The following is a 19,197-nucleotide window of genomic DNA, read 5'->3' on the forward strand; positions in this document are numbered from 1 at the left end:
TGATTGGGTGCCAAAATAAAGCATCCCCTTGCCGTGGGGTTACTCCGTTATAAGATCGACGCATGCTCCCCACTGGATTGTTTCGTAGTACCCGCCGACGCTTGTACGGTGCTGTTTTAGCAGCATCGATGGTGTGTGTGCCGGCTTTGCAAGCGCCACAATCGTCGCCCCATGCGTCGGCTGCTCCGGCGGGGCAAAGGTGTGCCCCCTTTGCGGACACGGCTGTGAAGTGCTCTGTTCATTCCGCCGCAATGAACCGAGACATTTCTGTAGTCATCCGGCCCTCGCATACTGCCAATAACCCACGTGTGGTCCAGTTTCTTGGCGGCATGGGTATTAAAAATGACACGAATGAGTGGCTGACCGATGGGCACGCTTTAGAGCACATGGACTCGGCGGATGCCACCTTGGTATTCCCCGCGGGGGATTCGGCAAGCCTCTATACTGACTGGGATCATCCCACTGCTGATGGCAGGGTATTCAAATATAAGACTTTTCTTTCTGAAGAATTACCCGCATATCTTGCCACCAATTTCGGGGTTCCAGGTGGGGGAGCAGGGCATACTCTAGTCACCGGCATCTCGGCGGGAGCCTGGGGTGCGATGAGCTTGGCAGCTCAACGCCCCGATTTTTACCGGAGCGTTCTCGCTATGTCCGGCCTCTACGATTCCAGGATGCCCGACCAGTGGTTAACCACCGATCTTCAGCCGTTTCTGATGGAGGGCGTGAACACGGTGCCCTGGTTCAATCTGGCTAATCGACGGGCGGCTAATCCCTCGGAGAATCTACAGAATTTGACGATGCCTATCATCGTGACGTCGGCTTCAGGTGTGATCAATCCTCTTGCCGATTACGGCGATAACCTGGTCGGCGCCGTCACTGAAGGTGTCCCCATGGAAGCTGGGGCGACCGTCCAAACAGCGGAGTTTGTCGCCCAAGCTCGCGCAGCAGGGGTCAACATTGATTACCGCCTGGATCCCATAGGTGTTCACGGCTGGGACACCTGGTCAAGGATGGCCTGGGATCAAGGTGTGATGAATCAAGCGCTTTCGAACATCGGCTGACCTGAGTACATAACGGTGAGACCCTGTGTGGCTCGCGTAGCAGCCACATAGAGATCTTGAAACCCTTGGACCGCCGTATGCGCAATATCTTCAGGTTCAATGATGATTACTTCGTCAAATTCCAGCCCTTTCGTTTCCGACGGATCCAAGATACTCACAGAGTGATCGAGGCCTAATTGCTGTACAGCCTGGTTGACGTAGGAATGAAGATCAGGGTTGTTTGCTGCAGTCACAATGGCGATGGTGCGCTCTGACGATATTGATCGTGCAACATCAGAAATGACGAGTCGCAGTTTGTCGACAACAGCGGCTTGCTCGCGGCCGTGATCCGAATCTGCTAACTCATGGCCCGCGCTTTCAGCGTTAGTGGCACGGCATGAGTCCAACTCGGGCACATAGACCATGGTGGGGTGTCGGCTATTGGAACGAATAGCAATGTCCGACGAAGTATCAGGCGCCACATGATGGCGTATGTGGTCAACGACGTCGGTGATCTCTTTGGGAGTCCGGTAGTTAATCGTCAGCCGATGATGATGCCACCGCGACTGGACGAACGGTTCCAGCGTATCCGACCATGATTCCACCCCAGCTGGGCTTCCTGTTTGCGCGGTGTCGCCGACCAAGGTCATCCAGTGGTTAGGGCACCGACGCATCACCATCCGCCACTCCATCGCGGAGAGCTCTTGCGCTTCATCGACGACGACATGCCCATAGGACCACAGTCGGTCTTCCTGAGCACGCTCGGCCGTCGTCCGATTATCCCGGACACGTTGGCGTTCCGCCAGCGCAGCAGCATCGAGGATGTCGTAGGCCATGAGTATTTCGGGATCGAATTGATCATCAACGTCTTGGGACGCCGACCCAGCCAAAATATCGAGGGCGTCCTGCGCCTCAGCTATGCGTTTGGACCGCTCGCGCTCTTCCTTCGCTCTCTGCTCGTCGATATCAGCAAGGCCAATAATCGTTGCGAGCTCATCCAGAAGTGCAGCATCTGAGGTGGAAAAACTCCGCCCGTCGGCTCTGCGGAGAGCCTCACGCGTGAGATCGTCATAATCATTGGTCGCGTGCTGCAGTGCACTCTCGTCACTGAAGAGCGTTGCGAGCACGTCGATCGGATCCAGCTCGGGCCACAGACTGTCCATCAATTCGATGACTGCAGGCTCCTCTTCCAGGTCTTCCCGCAGCGCAATCCGGTCGCCGGCATCGAGGAGATTGTTCCCGCCTAATGGGTCTTCGCCAATTTGATCGGCAAAGGCGTCGGCGAGAAGGTCCAGGAATTTGTCTTGAAAAATACCGCGCGCCTGGTTGTGTGCTTTTCGCGAACGACGAGCCCGCGTCCGCGCAGCTCGAACCATCGCGGGCGTGACGTCCAAGTGGTGTCCGTCCACACTTAACGACGTCGTTTCGTCGGGAACGAGCTGATAGTTCTTCACGGCATTAGTTAGGATCTCCACCATTTCAATGGATCCTTTGACTTCTCTGCTGAGTTCAGCGTCAATTCGCGACGACGTTACTCCGGGGTAGAGATCGCCGATAGTCGATAGGACAACGCCACCTTCGCCCAGCGTCGGAAGAACACGCGAAATGTAGTCAATAAACGTCCTATTAGGCCCGATGACTAACACGCCGGTGGGAGAGAGGACGTCTCGCCATGTGTACAGCAGATATGCGACACGGTGGAGGGCTACTGCCGTTTTCCCAGTTCCGGGGCCACCTTCCACAACAGTGACTCCGCGGTAAGGATCACGGATGATGGTATCTTGCTCACGCTGAATTGTTGCGACGATGTCAGTCATATGCCCGGTGCGGGCGGCGTTGAGCGCTGAGAGCAGCGGGGATTCGTCGCCTGCACCGCGTGGGGATGAGTCCGCGTTAACGCCATCCGCGTTGAGCGCTTCAGCGTCAAGGTATTCGTCGCTGACTCCCGTTACCGTGCGTCCGTTCGTCCGCAAGTGGCGTCGTAGGGCCACACCTTCCGGGTGTGCAGTCGTCGCCAAGTAATAAGGCCGTGCCCCCGGGGCGCGCCAATCCATGAGGAGAGTCCGATAATCGTCGTCTTTATCGGACAACCCGATCCGCCCGATGTAGCGTCGATCCAGCTCAGGGTTGTCCGGAGATGGGTTTTCCGGTTCCTCGCCATCGGTTTCGACAACATCGATACGGCCGAAACACAGGCCAATTTCGGCTGAGGACAGCATGGTAAGCCGGTCATGCAACGTGCTATATGCCGTTTCTCGTTCGACGAGACCACGAGGATCATGAGTACGCCGGCGTAGAACTGAACTCAGTTTCTCCTCAGAGAGTCGACGTTCACGATCGATGTAGGTGAAGAGTGAGTCGAGAACACGCTGCTCATAGGCGATGGCGGATTGTTCAGAATCGGTCGTGGGGGTTCCCACTTTTTCTCCAATAAACGTAGGGGTCTTTCGAAGCAATCATCCGTGACGGATCAACCCCGTGGGCGTGAGAACTGTTCGCCCACGGGGTAGGTTGCGTTGATCACCACCCACGCCCACGCCATTCGGCGAGATGAGGATATTCGGCACCCAGTGTCGTATCGTCCCCATGGCCCGGGTGGATACAGGTTGACCCATCATACACATCGAAGAGCTTGTGGGTAACGTCGTCTAATAAACGGTTGAAGGCCTCCGGTGACGACGTTTTTCCGACCCCGCCGGGGAAGAGTGAATCGCCAGTGAAAACGTGAACTGGTGCTTTAATACCGAGCGAAGATTGCGGGTCAAAGGCTATGGCCAGGCCCTCACGTGTGTGGCCGTGGAGAGTAATGCCGGACAAGTGAAGGCCAGCTAGCTTCTCACTGGCGAGGTCGAACCTTTCTCCATCTTTGGCGACGCGGTCAGCATCGGCAGGTAAATCAGGTGCATCCCCGGCGGACGCATGATGTCGTGCCCCAGTCTGCTGGAGAACCTCTTGGAGGGCTCCGACGTGATCATAGTGTGAATGCGTAGTGATAACGTCCATTATCTTCACACCCGCGGCATCGGCGAGATCAAGGAGAAAAGGCGCGTCAGTTGCCGCATCAATGAGGACCGCATCCTTATCCACTGCCAGGAGATAACAGGAATTGTCCATGGATCCCACGGAAGTTTTGATAATAGATATGACGCTTGCCTCGGATGAGGTGGGCTGTCCATCGCGGGATTGAGGTGGGGCCTCGTAGGCCAATCGTTGAGCCTGCCGAGGGCCGTCAATATGCCCTGTGTACGAGCCAAAAACTATATGTTCGTTGGTACGAGCTGCCGCGTTATCCGTGTTTGCGTGTGACGTTTCCGAGTTTTCTGGAGTGTTGCTGGAAGTACTCATGCGTCCACCCTAGGTCTTTTTCGTGACGCTGTGTGCGGGGTTGCCTGTACTGGTCGTAGAATAGCGCGGTATTCGTTTCACAAACCATTAATGAGCGGTATAAGAAGGGAAATCTGTGGCAGATCGACTGATCGTCCGGGGAGCCAGTGAACATAACTTAAAAGGTGTTGATATCGATTTACCTCGAGACGAACTCATCGTTTTCACGGGTTTATCCGGATCCGGTAAATCATCCCTTGCTTTCGATACGATTTTTGCTGAGGGGCAGCGTCGTTATGTCGAGTCATTGAGCTCTTACGCCCGTCAGTTCCTCGGCCAGATGGAGAAACCGGCGGTCGATTTTATTGAGGGACTCTCACCGGCTGTTTCCATTGACCAGAAGTCAACGAACCATAATCCGCGTTCAACGGTGGGGACGATCACCGAAGTTTATGATTACCTCCGGCTTCTCTATGCGCGCATTGGCATCCCGCACTGCCCGACCTGTGGTGCAGTTATTGAGCGTCAGACACCGCAACAAATTGTTGACCAGATTATGGATATGGAACAAGGACTCCGATTCCAAATCTTGGCTCCGGTTGTGCGGACACGAAAAGGGGAGTTTGTTGACTTATTCGAGAATCTTTCAGCACAGGGATATGTTCGCGTCCGCGTAGATGGAACGACTTATCACATTTCTGATGTCCCTAAATTGGAAAAACAGGTCAAACATAATATCGAAGTTGTTATTGACCGTCTGTCAGTAAAACCGACTCAGAAGCAGCGGTTAACTGATTCCGTCGAAACCGCATTGAATCTTGCTGATGGGGTAGTCATCTTTGATTTTGTCTCCTTAGATGACGATCATCCTTATCGTTTCCGACGTTTTAGCGAGAAGATGGCATGCCCGAATGGTCATCCACTAGCCATTGATGAACTAGAACCGAGAACGTTCTCGTTCAACTCGCCATACGGAGCGTGTCCCGAATGTGATGGGTTAGGGAGCAAGCTGACCGTTGATGAATCGTTAGTGATTCCTGACGATACAAAGCCCCTTGTCGAAGCCATCGCACCGTGGGTGAGTAACCATTCAACGTTTTATTCAAAAATGGTGGAGGCGATAGCCCAGCAGTTGGGAGTATCTCCGAGCACGCCGTGGAAAGACCTGACTGCGTCCCAGAAGCGGACGATCATGCATGGATCGAATCATCAGATTTCCATTCGTTATCGCAATGCTTATCGGAGGGTAAGGAAATATAGCGCGCCGTTTGAAGGGGTCATGCCATTTCTTCATCGGCGGATAGACCAGGCAGAGTCTGATTCGCAAAAACAGCGGTTCACGGCATATATGCGTGAGGTACCGTGCCCGAAGTGCCATGGAGCTCGTTTAAAGCCCGAGGTCCTCTCGGTCAAGATCGCTGGAGATTCTTCGGATGGCACCAATCAGGAGTTATCCATCGCGGAGCTTAGTGATTTATCTATCTCGGACGCTTCGGTGTTCTTAAATTCGTTAACGCTCTCCTCCCGTGAGGAAATGATTTCCGGCCGAGTGCTCAAGGAAGTCCAGGCGCGACTGACTTTCCTTCTCGACGTCGGACTGGAGTATCTCTCACTATCTCGTTCGGCTGGAACCCTTTCCGGTGGAGAAGCCCAACGTATTCGCCTAGCGACGCAGATCGGTTCAGGTCTGGCGGGCGTGCTCTACGTTCTTGACGAGCCTTCGATCGGACTCCATCAGCGCGATAATCAACGATTGATCGCCACTCTGGAACAGCTTCGCGATCTGGGAAATACTCTCATTGTTGTCGAGCACGATGAGGAAACGATTCGTACAGCGGATTGGCTGGTCGATATTGGCCCTCGTGCTGGTGAATATGGTGGGGAAGTGGTCTATCAGGGCCGACCGGATGGCATCGAGAAGTGTAAGAACTCGTTAACGGGTGACTATTTGTCCCGTCGACGGGTGTTGGCCGTTCCAGACAAGCGTCGAGAACTCGATAAAGACCGTCACATCACAGTCATTGAGGCTAAAGAAAATAATCTAAAAAATATCGATGTATCTTTCCCGCTCGGCGTTTTGACCGTTGTCACTGGAGTATCAGGGTCAGGTAAGTCGTCTTTGGTGAATGGTGTCCTCGCATCGACACTGCAGAGAGACTTGAATGGTGCCCGCGTCGTTCCCGGTCGTCACCGTCGGATTGAGGGGCTGGATCAGCTGGACAAGTTGGTGCAGGTTGATCAGAGTCCGATCGGTCGGACACCGCGATCAAATCCTGCGACATATACGGGAGTATTTGACAAGATTCGTAACCTTTTCGCCGAAACACAAGAGGCAAAAGTGCGCGGCTATAAAGCCGGTCGTTTTTCCTTCAATGTTAAAGGCGGACGGTGCGAAGCATGTCGAGGCGACGGGACAATTAAGATTGAAATGAATTTCCTCCCCGACGTGTATGTTCCGTGTGAAGTCTGTCATGGCGCGCGGTATAACCGGGAAACTCTTGAGGTCAAATATAAGGGCAAAAACATTGCCGAAGTCCTCGATATGCCCATTTCTGAGGCTGCCGACTTCTTTGAACCGATCACCTCTATCCACCGGTATCTCGCGACTCTTGTCGACGTCGGTCTGGGTTATGTCCGTTTGGGGCAGTCGGCAACGACGTTGTCCGGCGGTGAAGCTCAGCGCGTTAAATTAGCTTCCGAACTGCAAAAACGCTCTCGTGGGCGGACGGTTTATATCCTTGATGAGCCAACGACCGGGTTGCATTTTGAAGATATTCGGAAGCTCATGCTCGTGATTCAGGGCCTCGTCGACAAAGGGAACTCCGTCATCGTTATCGAGCACAACCTAGATGTCATCAAGATGGCAGATTGGGTCATCGATATGGGGCCAGAAGGCGGTGCCGGCGGTGGACGTGTCGTCGATCAAGGAACGCCCGAAGATCTCGTGGACCGTCGGGAAGAAACTGGTTCCTATACTGCGAAATATTTGGCGGATATGCTTCCCGGAAAGAGTAAGTAATTACAGCTACATCCGATCTACAGACCGGTCGGTCTAACTGATTGGGATTGGGGTTTCTATACTCGATCCCATGAAACTGTTGAAACATATCACTGAGGCAGTTGGTGATACGCCTTTAGTGCAGCTGCAGTCTGTTGTTCCGGATGGAGCGGGCTTAGTTGCAGCCAAAATTGAATACCTTAACCCGGGCGGAAGTTCTAAGGACCGCATAGCGAAAAAGATTATCAATGCTGCGGAGAAAGAAGGAAAACTTAAGCCCGGCGGAACCATTATCGAACCGACGTCGGGAAATACCGGAGTCGGTTTAGCGATGGTTGCCCAAGAGCGAGGATACAAGTGCATTTTTGTCTGCCCTGACAAAGTGGGCAAAGACAAAATCGATGTTCTTCGCGCCTACGGTGCTGAAGTCGTTGTGTGCCCGACGGCCGTGGAGCCCGATAGTCCGGACTCTTATTATTCAGTGTCAGATCGCCTTGTTTCCGAAACACCCGGAGCCTTTAAACCCGATCAGTACTCCAACCCGAATGGGCCTGCTAGCCATTATGAATCCACCGGGCCAGAAATTTGGCGGGACACTGACGGGAAAATTACTCACTTCGTCGCAGGAGTGGGCACGGGCGGAACAATTACGGGCACCGGGCGTTTCCTCAAGGAGGTTTCGGACGGGGCAGTCAAAGTCATTGGTGCTGATCCCGAGGGCTCGGTCTATTCGGGTGGTTCCGGACGCCCGTATCTCATCGAAGGAGTCGGTGAGGATATGTGGCCCGACGCCTATGACCGTAACCTTCCTGATGAGATCATTTCTGTGACTGATGCTGAAGCCTTTGCGATGACGCGTCGCTTAGCAAGGGAGGAAGGTCTTTTAGTCGGTGGATCGTCGGGAATGGCCGTTGTTGCCGCAATAAAGGTTGCTCAACGCGATCCGGACGCCAAAATTGTTGTTCTTTTGCCTGATGGTGGCCGTGGATACTTAGGCAAGATTTTTAATGATGAGTGGATGCTTTCGTATGGTTTTGATACTGGACGCCCCCGTGAACAAGAAGAACCGACGATAGCCGACATCCTTCGTCGTAAGAATGATTCAGCCTCGTCGCTTCCCGTTTTCGTTCATACTCACCCGAATGAGACCATCCGTGATGCCATCAATATTTTGCGGGAATTCAACGTATCGCAGATGCCAGTCCTAGGGGCCGAACCTCCGATTGTCGTGGGGGAAATTCGTGGCGCTGTCACTGAAAGAGGCCTGCTACGAGCTGTGTACGAGGATGGTCATTCGTTGTCCGATTCGGTCTCGTCCGTGATGGAGGACGCCATGCCCCTCGTCGGCGATCAAGAGCGAGCATCTGAAGCGATCAAGCAACTGGAAAGTGTGGATTCACTGATGGTTCTCGCTGATGGTGTTCCGGTTGGAGTGGTAACTCGTCAAGATTTGCTTGGTTTCGCCAAAAAGTAAAGCATACAAAGAGCGAAGCCTAGTGGGAATAAAACCAATACGTTCTGAAGAAAGGGAAAACATGAGTGACATAGAAAAGGGAGACGCTCGAGACCGAGGATTGGAGACGTCTGCCGTTCACGCTGGGTGGACGCCGGAGGCCGCAACCGGAGCAGTTAACCCACCTATTTATGCAACGTCTACCTATGCCCAAGACGGAGTCGGTGGACTGCGCGGCGGTTATGAGTACTCCAGGACGGGAAACCCGACCCGTACTGCATTGGAAAAAGCAATCGCTGAGCTAGAGCGGGGCAAGTACGGACGTGCCTTTGGCTCTGGAATGGCGGCTAGTGACGCAGTTTTGCGGGCCATGCTCAAACCCGGCGACCACATCATCATCCCCAATGACGCATATGGCGGAACATTCCGCCTCATTGACAAGATTTTTGCGAAGTGGGGGATCGATTACACACCAGTGGCAATTAACGATCTCGACGAAGTGCAATCCGCGCTCACTGATCGGACGCGGCTGGTATGGGCTGAGTCCCCAACCAATCCACTTCTGACCATTGCGGATATCCCTGCTCTGGCTAAAGTCGCGCACAGCGTGAACGCTCGGTTAGTGGTTGACAACACGTTCGCTACCCCGGCTTTGCAGCAACCGTTATCGCTCGGCGCAGATATCGTCGTCCATTCGACCACGAAATACATTGGTGGGCACTCTGATGTGGTCGGCGGGGCAGTAGTGACATCTGATCAAGCCGTCGATGAGGAGGTCGCTTTCTTGCAGAATTCTGCTGGTGCGATTGCTGGGCCCTTCGATTCATTCCTTACCTTGCGTGGACTGAGAAGCTTGCCAGTCCGTATGGAGCGACACAGCGCAAATGCCCAGGCCATAGCTAACCGATTGGCCGATCACCCAGCGGTTAAAGAGGTCATTTATCCAGGGTTGGAGAGCCACCCTGGGCACGCGGTCGCCGCTGCTCAAATGTCTCACTTCGGCGGCATGGTCTCTCTTCGACTCGCTGACCACGATGCGGCACAGCGTCTATGCAAGAACACATCGGTCTTTACACTCGCCGAATCGCTTGGCGGCGTTGAATCACTGATCGAGCATCCGGCAGCCATGACCCATGCGTCGACAGCGGGATCGGTCCTGGAAGTTCCCGATGATCTAGTTCGACTTTCGGTTGGTCTAGAATCTGCCGAAGACCTTATCGCCGACCTATTGCAGGCACTTGACTAGTTACCACACCTGGCCGGTAGCACACCTTCAATCGACGCATCCCTGGAACGATTAGCTAAAGATTTGGTAGTAGTCCACGACCCTGCTATCCTGATTGACACGACCGTCCGACGTGGTGGAAATCCACGCGGGCTACAAGCGGAGGATGCTCCCACCACGTGACCGCCGAAAGGTTGGACTCTGGTAGAAGGTTACCGATAAGTTTTGGCTTACGCTCAGAATTTATGTGTTGAGCCTTGGTGGCATCCCCGTCTTACAGAGTCAATCTGTAAAGCGGGGATTCTTTTATGGCGCAGCAAAGGAACCTACTCCTCAGGTGTTGGCACTCGTGCATTATGCGCACTCGTGAAAATGCCTGTGAGTCCGGTTCAAAGGTTTATCCAGCGCTTGTAGCACGTCAGTGCGGCCAGACCAGTCAATGTTCATCCCTATTGAGGAGTCTCACATCAGCGCTGAAGCTCGCATTAATGAGCGAATTCGTGTCCCCGAAGTTCGACTCGTTGGCCCTAGTGGCGAACAGGTTGGAATCGTGCGTACCGACGATGCTCGCAAGCTCGCCTATGACGCCGATCTTGATCTTGTCGAGGTTGCTCCACGTGCAAAACCACCTGTGGCCAAGATCATGGATTACGGCAAGTACAAGTACGAGCAAGCACAAAAGGCTCGCGAATCTCGCCGCAACCAGCAGCAGACCGTCGTCAAGGAACAAAAGTTCCGGCCCAAGATCGACGATCATGATTATGAGACTAAGAAGGGCAATGTTGTCCGGTTCTTGGAGAAAGGCTCCAAGGTGAAGGTCACAATCATGTTCCGTGGTCGCGAGCAGTCTCGTCCGGAATTAGGTTTCCGGTTGCTCGAGCGCTTGGCTGATGACGTCGCCGATGCCGGCGTCGTTGAATCTCGGCCCAAGCAAGATGGTCGCAACATGACTATGGTTCTCGGTCCTGTGCGTCGCAAAGGTAAGAAGTAGTCCTTCTCACAACGACAGGGCAGTGCATGAACTGCTGAGGGATTCCCGTGCGTTTCTTTCGGCGAGTGCTCTGCCCAGTGTGGCGTGAGCCGAGAAGTCGTAGATCGATTCACGACGATCTCGGCAGCGTGCAAGACCAACTCATTCAATTTGTGCAAAGGAAAATCGGCAGTGAAGCAGAAGACCCACAGCGGAATTAAGAAGCGCATCAAGAAGACGGGCTCCGGCAAACTCCGCCGCGAGCAGGCTAATCGCCGTCACCTTCTCGAGGGCAAGCCATCGACCCGCACCCGTCGTTTGAAGGGCGATACTTCCGTTTCCCGTAACGACACCAAGCGCGTTAAGCGGCTCCTGGGCGAGGGCTAGAAATCACCCGCTCGATAACACCCCCGACTAGATAGAAGGAAGTAACACTGTGGCTCGTGTGAAGCGTTCAGTTAATGCTAAGAAGAAGCGTCGCGAGGTCCTGAAGTCCGCCAAGGGCTACCGCGGACAGCGTTCCCGCCTGTACCGTAAGGCTAAGGAGCAGATGCTCCACTCGAAGACTTACGAGTTCCGGGATCGTCGTGCGAAGAAGGGCGATTTCCGCAAACTGTGGATCACTCGTATTAATGCAGCGGCCCGCCAGAACGACATGACCTACAACCGCCTCATCCAGGGTCTCCGACTCGCTGGTGTAGACATTGACCGCAAGAACCTCGCTGAACTTGCAGTTTCGGATGAGCAGGCTTTCTCCGCATTGTGTGCGGCTGCTAAAGACGCTTTGCCTGAGGATGTTAACGCCCCGGCGAAGTAGTTCTAGCTTTCCTCGGCTCCACACCATCAGCGTGTGTCATCGCACTTTCCTGTGATGGTCACGGCTCGTACATGGTGGGGCACGGGGCAAATTTTGTTCGTCGCTCCATTGAGAGCGACGTTTTCTTTATATTGAGTGAAATCGGGTCAACCACAAGCGAACTCGGGTTTCTACGACCATTGTCTGACTCGATACACCGCCCATGACGGCCCGCCGTTCACAAGAATTGAAAAGAATTGCTGAGTGATGTGCGATCACGTGGATAACATTGCCGAAACGTCTACCGATTATCCCCACCATCGTTTAACCGATGATCGACCAGATCAGGTTTTTACGGTACGAACTCCGAGGATTATCGCAGCTCGGAAGCTACTTAAATCGGCTGGCCGACGAAAAGAAAAGAAGTTTCTCGTCGAGGGGTTCAATGGGGTAGAAGGTGCTTTATCGGCCGGGGTCGCCAAAGAAGTGTTTGTGGCCGATAGAGCCTGGGGCAAGTTCTCCACGTTACGAGAGTCGGCTCGCGAACAACGTATTCCGGTGAGCGTAATCGATGATAAAGCTGCTTCAGCCTTATCGGAGACAGTAAGCCATAGCGGAGTATTCGCCACCTGCCAATTACTCTCCACATCAGTGGAATCATGTATCAACCACGCGCGACATGGGTGTGGCCTCGTCGCCGTTGGGATTGATATGTCTGATCCGGGTAACGCTGGGACGTTTATCCGAACGGCCGATGCCGTTGGTGCAGATTGCGTCGTATTCCTAGGAAATTCGGTTGACATTCACAATGGCAAGACGGTGAGATCGGCGGCTGGGTCAGTTTTTCGCATACCCATCGGGCGTGAGCGAGACATACAAAACTCGCTCGCCGATTTATCCTCAGCAGGATTTCAGATAGTAGCGACGACTATCGACGGTGAAACCTCCCTGGACGACGCTGCCGACGACGCTGCTCAATGGCGCATTCGGCGTGCGCAGAAAACAGAAGTCGTGGGGGGAACAGAAGATATGGAGGCATCGTTGAACCCCCCGATGATGGTCCGTTCCAGCGCGTGGCTTTTTGGCAACGAAGCCCATGGGCTTTCATCTGATGTCGCCGGCTTTGCTGACGTCAGGGTTCGCATTCCGATCAGAGGAAGTGCTGAGTCGTTTAACGTCGCTGGTGCTGCTGCGATTACGCTTTATGAGGCTTCACGCGCTCTTAGTTCGTCCCAAGGTATTGATAGACTCTGAATCAGATTATCGACGTACGTCACTAGTTACTCGTGAAAGGTTTCACCTCCGTGTCAGAAATTGATGTGTCCGAAGCATCACTGAATGCCGCCGCTGATGCCGCGATTAGTGCATTTGATCAAGCGACGACGCTAGACGATCTAGCACAAGCACGTAAGGAGCATCTTGGGGATTCAGCTCCCATCTCGCTGGCACGACGATCGCTAGGTTCCCTGCCGAAATCAGAACGAAAAGACGCCGGTCGGGCAGTGAACAAGGCTCGTGGGCGCGTCGAAAAGCGTTTTGCAGAACGTAAGGCTGTGCTCGAGGAAGAACGTAACCAGGCGGTACTGCGTTCCGAGCGCCTGGATGTCACGATCCCGTCAACGCGTCGGCCCGTCGGGGCGATGCATCCGATCACTCAAATTTCTGAGCACATTCAGGATATTTTCGTCGGCATGGGGTGGGAAATTGCCGACGGCCCCGAGGTCGAGGCTGAGTATTTCAATTTCGATGCATTGAATTTTGTGCCTGATCATCCTGCGCGGACGCTGCAGGATACATTCCACATCGCTCCGGAAGGCTCGGGCCAGGTACTTCGTACTCACACCAGCCCGGTGCAGATGCGGACCATGTTGTCCCGCGATTTGCCCATTTATATCGCGTGCCCTGGACGGACATTCCGCACGGATGAACTGGACGCGACGCACACACCGGTCTTCCACCAAGTAGAAGGCCTAGCGGTGGATAAAGGCCTCACGATGGCGCATCTTCACGGGACGTTGGATCATTTAGCGAGGGTCCTTTTTGGGGAGAACACTAAGACGCGTTTCCGGACCAATTATTTCCCCTTCACTGAGCCTTCTGCGGAAGTTGACGTCTGGTTCCCAGAGAAGAAAGGCGGAGCAGGTTGGATTGAGTGGGGCGGTTGCGGAATGGTGAATCCCAATGTCCTGCGAGCTGCCGGCATAGATTCGGACGAATATTCAGGTTTTGCATTCGGCATGGGGCTAGAGCGGACATTGCAGTTTAGAAATAACCTTCCGGACATGCGTGACATGGTTGAGGGAGATATCAGGTTCACCAGGCCATTCGGGATTCGGGCATAGCGTCCGCACCACTATTTCGTCTGCTATTCATCTTTCTTCTTTAAGGAGTCTTCCATGTTCATGCCCCAACGTTGGATTACTGAAATCCTGGACTACGCAAATCCCGGCTGGTCAGTTACACCAGAAGAGCTAGATTCTGCCTATGTTCGTGTTGGGTTTGAAACTGAGGGATACGAGACAATCCCCGAGACGACGGGTCCACTTGTCTTAGGCCGTGTGGAAAAAATTGAGGAGCTTGAGGGTTTTAAGAAACCTATTCGCTACTGTGATGTCAACGTTGGCAAAGCTAATGGTTCGGGCGAGCTTCAACACATTATTTGTGGGGCGCGAAACTTTGCTGAGGGAGACGTTGTTGTGGTGGCCTTGCCCGGCACAGTTCTCCCTGGCGATTTTTCTATTAGTGCCCGCAAAACGTACGGCAAAATGTCCGAAGGAATGCTGTGCTCTGCGATGGAGCTGGGACTGTCCCGGACTCAGAACAAGGGCATTATTACTCTGCCAGCAAAAGCCGGGCAGCCCGGCAACGATCCCCGGCCTTTCCTGAGATTGTCCGACACTATTTTTGATGTCAACATCACCCCAGACCGTGGCTATGCCCTGTCGGCCCGTGGATTAGCACGAGAAATTGCATCCAGTTTCAACCTCACGTACGTCGATCCCGCTGACGATCCTGCTGCCGCAGAACTACGTGTTCAGGTGCCCGACGTGTTTGGGGACGCTCTTCCGGTTGATGTTCGTAATACAACTGATGTCAAACGTTTTGGAATCCGCGAGGTTCGTGGAATCAATCCGTCGGCGGCGACTCCATTTTGGATGGAACGCCAACTGATGCTGTGCGGCCAAAGGCCAGTGAATTTGCCGACCGACGTCACCAACTACGTCATGTTCCTGTACGGCCAGCCCATGCACGCGTTCGATGCTGACAAGATCGATGGCGGCTTGACCGTACGTGATGCGCAGCAAGGCGAAACGCTGACCACGTTGGACGGGGTCGAAAGGAATTTGGATCCTGAGGACCTCGTCATCGCGGACGAGACCGGAATTCAGTCCATGGCTGGGGTGATGGGCGGTTCTACGTCGGAAATTAGTGATTCGACGACGTCTGTCTACCTCGAAGCTGCGAACTTTGATGCGATGACTATTGCGCGGACCTCGCGGCGTCACAAACTGTCGTCCGAGGCTTCCCGACGCTTCGAACGTGGTGTCGATCCCGCATTGGTAGAAGTTGCTCTTGATACCGCGGCGGCGCTCATCGCTGGGATCGCTGGGGGCGAGATCGCGTCCGGACGGACCCTCATTGGCGACGTTCCCACTATGCCGACGATCCAGATGGACGACGATTATCCGTCACAGATGGCGGGCGTCGATTATCCGAGGGGGACTGCGGAGAAGCGCCTGAAGGAAATCGGATGTGCGGTGACTCAAGCCCAGGAAGGCGAGGGCGCGGTTCCGCTGCTCTCCGTTACTCCGCCGACCTGGCGTCCTGACCTCACGATGAAAGCTGACCTGGTCGAAGAGGTTCTGCGACTCGAAGGCATTGAGGACATTCCATCCGTCGTTCCTCAGTCGCCGGCAGGTCGTGGGCTCACCCCTCGGCAACGGCGGCGCCGTGCAGTAGGACATGCCTTGGCGTGGAGTGGATACACCGAGACTCTGCCCAGCCCCTTTATCGCAGATGACACCTTTGATGTCTGGGGTCTGGAGAAGAACGATCCACGGCGGAATGTCGTTAAGGTTCTTAATCCGCTGGAATCGGGGTACAGTTCACTGGGAACAACGCTGCTTCCGTCGTTGCTGGACTCATTGAAACGCAATATCGACCGTGGTCAAGCCGATGTTTCTCTGTATGGTGTCGAGCAGGTTTCCTTTGATGAGGGCAATGGTCCATCACCCATGTTGGATGTGTCGGCCCGGCCCAGCGACTCTGAGGTTCACGCACTTATTCATTCGTTACCGAGCCAGCCATTGCATGTAGGCACTGTCTCGTCAGGATTGTGGACGAGCAATGGTCCATGGGGTGCAGGCCGTCCGGTGGACACGATGGATGCAATTGAGTCCGTACGCGTGGTCGGACGTGCTGTGGGTATCAACTTCGAGTTTGTGAATGTTGACCATCTACCGTGGCATCCGGGTCGTTGTGCTGGAGTTTTCTTGCAAGGTTCTCCGAATTATGAGCCTGAAAGTGCAATTGGGTTCGCAGGGGAGCTTCATCCTCAGGTGTGCGAACGTTTGGGAATTCCGCCGAGGACTGTTGCTGCGGAACTTGACCTGGATGCTATCCCGTTCGTCCGTGAGGCAGTCTCTCCTCAGCTCTCTCCGTTCCCGGCGGTGCTCCAAGATGTCGCGGTCGTCGTCGATAACTCGGTGCCTGCAGAGAAGCTGCGTCGATCGTTGATGACGGGTGCAGGGGAGCTACTGGAATCGATTGAACTCTTTGACATTTATCGTTCCGAGGCATTGGGCGAGAACAAGGTTTCAATGACCTTCGCGCTGAAATTTAGGGCTTTAGATCGGACTCTGACTGAAGAGGAGTGCAACGAGGCTCGGCAAGCGGCAGTGGCTCATGCCAATGAGGAGTTAGGGGCCACCCTCCGTAGCTGAATAATTTGCACACGAGTGCATATATAAGTACTGTCCGTCATATGACAGTTTCAGTGGCAGTAGCCGGAGCGACGGGATACGCGGGTAGTGAAATCCTCAGGCTCCTTCTCTCCCATCCTCAGTATCGCGCCGGTGCTATGACCATTGGGGCATTGACAGGCGCTTCTCACGCAGGTCAAAGTGTTGAAGCCCTCATGCCTCACTTGGTGGAATTGCACGGACGCACCATTGAAAAGACCGAGCCTGCTCGCCTGGCTGAGCACGACATCGTGTTCCTTGCGCTGCCACACGGTCATTCAGCGAAGATCGCGCAATCTTTACCGGATGAAACGCTAATCATTGACTGTGGGGCTGATTTTCGTCTCGCAGATAAAGGGCAATGGGAAGCGTTCTATGACTCTCCTTATGCGGGATCATGGCCGTATGGAATCCCTGAGATGCCCGGGCATAGAAAGAAAATCGCCAGTATTCGGCGCATCGCCGTCCCCGGATGTTTTCCGACCGGCGCGACGCTGGCTCTACTTCCAGCATTGATATCGAAGCTCATCACCCCAGAGATCTCCATTGTTTCTGTCACGGGTGTTTCGGGTGCTGGCAAGAAACCCTCAGTGGGTATGTTGGGGTCAGAAACCATGGGTTCAGCGCGGGCGTATAAGACGGGTGGGAAACATCGTCATACCCCAGAAATTATCCAAAACTTACAAGAAGCGTGTGACGAGCCTGTTCAGGTATCTTTCACTCCTGTTCTTGCGCCGATGCAACGGGGGATATTGACGACGGCATCCGCCCCAGCATCGGAAGAATTGGTAGCTCTGACTGAAAAAGATCCCAGCGCAGCACAGGACGCAGTCAAAGCGGCATATCGGTCGTTCTATAGTGACGAAAAATTTGTCGTTGTTTTAAACGGCGATCAGCAGCCGGCAACTCAATCCGTGTTGGGATCGAACGCGGTCCATATCCAGGCCGAATACGATGTGGCAGTCCGACGAGTGGTCGTGACCTCAGCTATTGACAATTTGGTCAAGGGAACTGCCGGAGCTGCTATCCAATGCATGAATCTTGCACAAGGGTGGCCGGAAGATTCCGGACTGAGCATTAATGGGGTTGCGCCATAATACCGGGCTCCTTACTCTCATAAGGTTTTCTTACTCCGCGTTGTCAGGTTTTCATCTAGCGCTTTTTACATTCGTAGCACCGGGTTATTTATTTTTAAGGAATCGTTGTGTCATTACTGGGGATCACCGCGCCGATGGGGTTTCGGGCTGCATCGACGACGGCGGGTATTAAGGCGTCGGGCAAACCCGACATGTGTCTCGTCGTTAATGATGGGCCGCATGATGTAGCAGCAGGGGTATTCACCCGAAATAAAATTCGGGCCGCGCCTGTCGAGGTGACGAGCGCCAACACTAGCGACGGCCATCTGCGCGCCGTGGTTTTTAACGCCGGTAACGCGAATGCGTGTACAGGCGAGCAGGGGATTCAGGACGCGCGCGATATGGCTTCCGCTGTCTCCTCATTTGTGCACTGTGATCCTCATGATGTGGCTGTGTGCTCGACTGGCATCATTGGTGATCATCTCCCCATGGATCGTGTCAGTGCGGGTATTAATGCATTAAGCCGTGGCATAGATTCGACGGATGCGTCGTCGGACTCCGCTGGTACGGCCGCGGCAGAAGCGATCATGACGACCGATACTGTCCCCAAACAGGCAGTCTATGTGGGAGACGGCTGGCGGATCGGCGCAATGGTTAAAGGGGTGGGAATGATTTCCCCTTCCTTGGCTACGATGCTCTGCTGCATCACTACCGACGCGGTCGTGGACGCAGACACGGCCCGCTCTGCACTGCGTGCAGCAGCCTCAACAACGTTTGATCGCTTAGATATCGATGGATCGACATCGACGAATGACACGGCGTTACTGTTGTCGTCGGGTGCCAGTGGTGTTTCTCCAAGCCCGGAAGAGTTTGCGCACGCACTTCGTCAGGTTTGCAATCACCTTGCTTCACAGATGCAAAGCGATGCTGAGGGTGTGACCAAACGAGTGTCTATTAAGGTCATCGGTGCTGCTAACGACTCTGAAGCGCTCCTCGCGGCCCGAACCATTGGGCGCGACAATTTAACGAAGTGCGCTATGTTCGGTTCTGATCCAAACTGGGGCCGTGTGCTAGCTGCCGTAGGAATAGCCGACGTAGAGATGGATCCGCATGGTATCTCGGTGTCATTTAACGATCATGTGGTGTGCAGGAATTCTGCGGCTGTCGAGGGTAGTCGGGATGTCGATATCTCGGGGCCGGATATCTCCGTGATTGTTGATTTGGGCACAGGGCGCCGAGGAGAGGCCACCGTCCGTACCACCGATCTTTCTTTCTCATACGTTGAAATCAATTCTGCATATACAACGTAGTCGCATAGCATCGTCGAAAATTTAGATCAGGTTTTTACGTT

Annotated in this window: 14 protein-coding genes; 12 read left to right on the plus strand and 2 right to left on the minus strand. The window is 54.1% G+C overall.

The genetic code is table 11. The features are described 5' to 3' along the window. Positions 1-62: 62 nt before the first annotated feature. Positions 63-1,064 carry an alpha/beta hydrolase gene (locus KCQ76_RS08460; protein ID WP_046202957.1) on the plus strand — a complete coding sequence of 334 codons (1,002 nt, stop codon included), beginning with the start codon at positions 63-65 and terminating at the stop codon, positions 1,062-1,064. Here the strand turns inward: KCQ76_RS08460 and KCQ76_RS08465 are convergent. Together KCQ76_RS08465 and KCQ76_RS08470 are read right to left on the minus strand one after the other, a co-directional pair. Further along, entirely contained in the window at positions 1,040-3,463 is a 2,424-nt protein-coding gene (locus KCQ76_RS08465; RefSeq protein ID WP_046202956.1) for a HelD family protein, read from the minus strand. The two genes, KCQ76_RS08460 and KCQ76_RS08465, sit on opposite strands and share 25 nt — an antisense overlap. Positions 3,464-3,563: 100 nt before the next feature. Beyond that, positions 3,564-4,157, minus strand: coding sequence for an MBL fold metallo-hydrolase (locus tag KCQ76_RS08470; protein ID WP_235428824.1), 594 nt, complete (start codon positions 4,155-4,157; stop codon positions 3,564-3,566). 346 nt (positions 4,158-4,503) lie between these two features. On the opposite strand from KCQ76_RS08470, the gene uvrA reads away from it, so the two are divergent. The 11 genes from uvrA to argJ all read left to right on the plus strand — a co-directional run bounded on the left by uvrA (position 4,504) and on the right by argJ (position 19,156). Then, a complete protein-coding gene (gene uvrA / locus KCQ76_RS08475; protein WP_046202955.1) occupies positions 4,504-7,386 on the plus strand; it encodes an excinuclease ABC subunit UvrA in 2,883 nt (960 codons plus the stop codon). A 70-nt stretch (positions 7,387-7,456) separates the two neighbouring features. Next, positions 7,457-8,839 carry a cystathionine beta-synthase gene (locus tag KCQ76_RS08480; protein ID WP_046202954.1) on the plus strand — a complete coding sequence of 461 codons (1,383 nt, stop codon included), beginning with the start codon at positions 7,457-7,459 and terminating at the stop codon, positions 8,837-8,839. A gap of 61 nt (positions 8,840-8,900) precedes the next feature. After that, positions 8,901-10,064, plus strand: a complete 1,164-nt coding sequence (locus KCQ76_RS08485; RefSeq protein ID WP_046202953.1) for a cystathionine gamma-synthase — start codon at positions 8,901-8,903, stop codon at positions 10,062-10,064. 418 nt (positions 10,065-10,482) lie between these two features. Then, positions 10,483-11,034, plus strand: coding sequence for a translation initiation factor IF-3 (infC, locus tag KCQ76_RS08490; RefSeq protein ID WP_012731471.1), 552 nt, complete (start codon positions 10,483-10,485; stop codon positions 11,032-11,034). Between the two features lie 171 nt (positions 11,035-11,205). Further along, positions 11,206-11,400, plus strand: coding sequence for a 50S ribosomal protein L35 (gene rpmI / locus KCQ76_RS08495; RefSeq protein ID WP_046202952.1), 195 nt, complete (start codon positions 11,206-11,208; stop codon positions 11,398-11,400). A gap of 49 nt (positions 11,401-11,449) precedes the next feature. Continuing rightward, entirely contained in the window at positions 11,450-11,830 is a 381-nt protein-coding gene (gene rplT / locus KCQ76_RS08500; protein WP_046202951.1) for a 50S ribosomal protein L20, read from the plus strand. 258 nt (positions 11,831-12,088) lie between these two features. After that, a complete protein-coding gene (locus KCQ76_RS08505) occupies positions 12,089-13,063 on the plus strand; it encodes a TrmH family RNA methyltransferase (protein WP_235428995.1) in 975 nt (324 codons plus the stop codon). 50 nt (positions 13,064-13,113) lie between these two features. After that, positions 13,114-14,151 carry a phenylalanine--tRNA ligase subunit alpha gene (gene pheS / locus KCQ76_RS08510; protein WP_046202950.1) on the plus strand — a complete coding sequence of 346 codons (1,038 nt, stop codon included), beginning with the start codon at positions 13,114-13,116 and terminating at the stop codon, positions 14,149-14,151. A 54-nt stretch (positions 14,152-14,205) separates the two neighbouring features. After that, positions 14,206-16,752: a phenylalanine--tRNA ligase subunit beta gene (gene pheT / locus KCQ76_RS08515; protein WP_046202949.1), complete on the plus strand. Its 2,547-nt coding sequence runs from the start codon at positions 14,206-14,208 to the stop codon at positions 16,750-16,752. Between the two features lie 41 nt (positions 16,753-16,793). Further along, complete coding sequence (gene argC / locus KCQ76_RS08520; protein ID WP_046202948.1) at positions 16,794-17,867, plus strand: N-acetyl-gamma-glutamyl-phosphate reductase; 1,074 nt, start codon at positions 16,794-16,796, stop codon at positions 17,865-17,867. A 107-nt stretch (positions 17,868-17,974) separates the two neighbouring features. Next, positions 17,975-19,156 carry a bifunctional glutamate N-acetyltransferase/amino-acid acetyltransferase ArgJ gene (gene argJ / locus KCQ76_RS08525; RefSeq protein WP_046202947.1) on the plus strand — a complete coding sequence of 394 codons (1,182 nt, stop codon included), beginning with the start codon at positions 17,975-17,977 and terminating at the stop codon, positions 19,154-19,156. Positions 19,157-19,197 lie beyond the last annotated feature (41 nt).

Source organism: Corynebacterium parakroppenstedtii (genome assembly GCF_019754935.1).
Taxonomy (GTDB): domain Bacteria; phylum Actinomycetota; class Actinomycetes; order Mycobacteriales; family Mycobacteriaceae; genus Corynebacterium; species Corynebacterium parakroppenstedtii.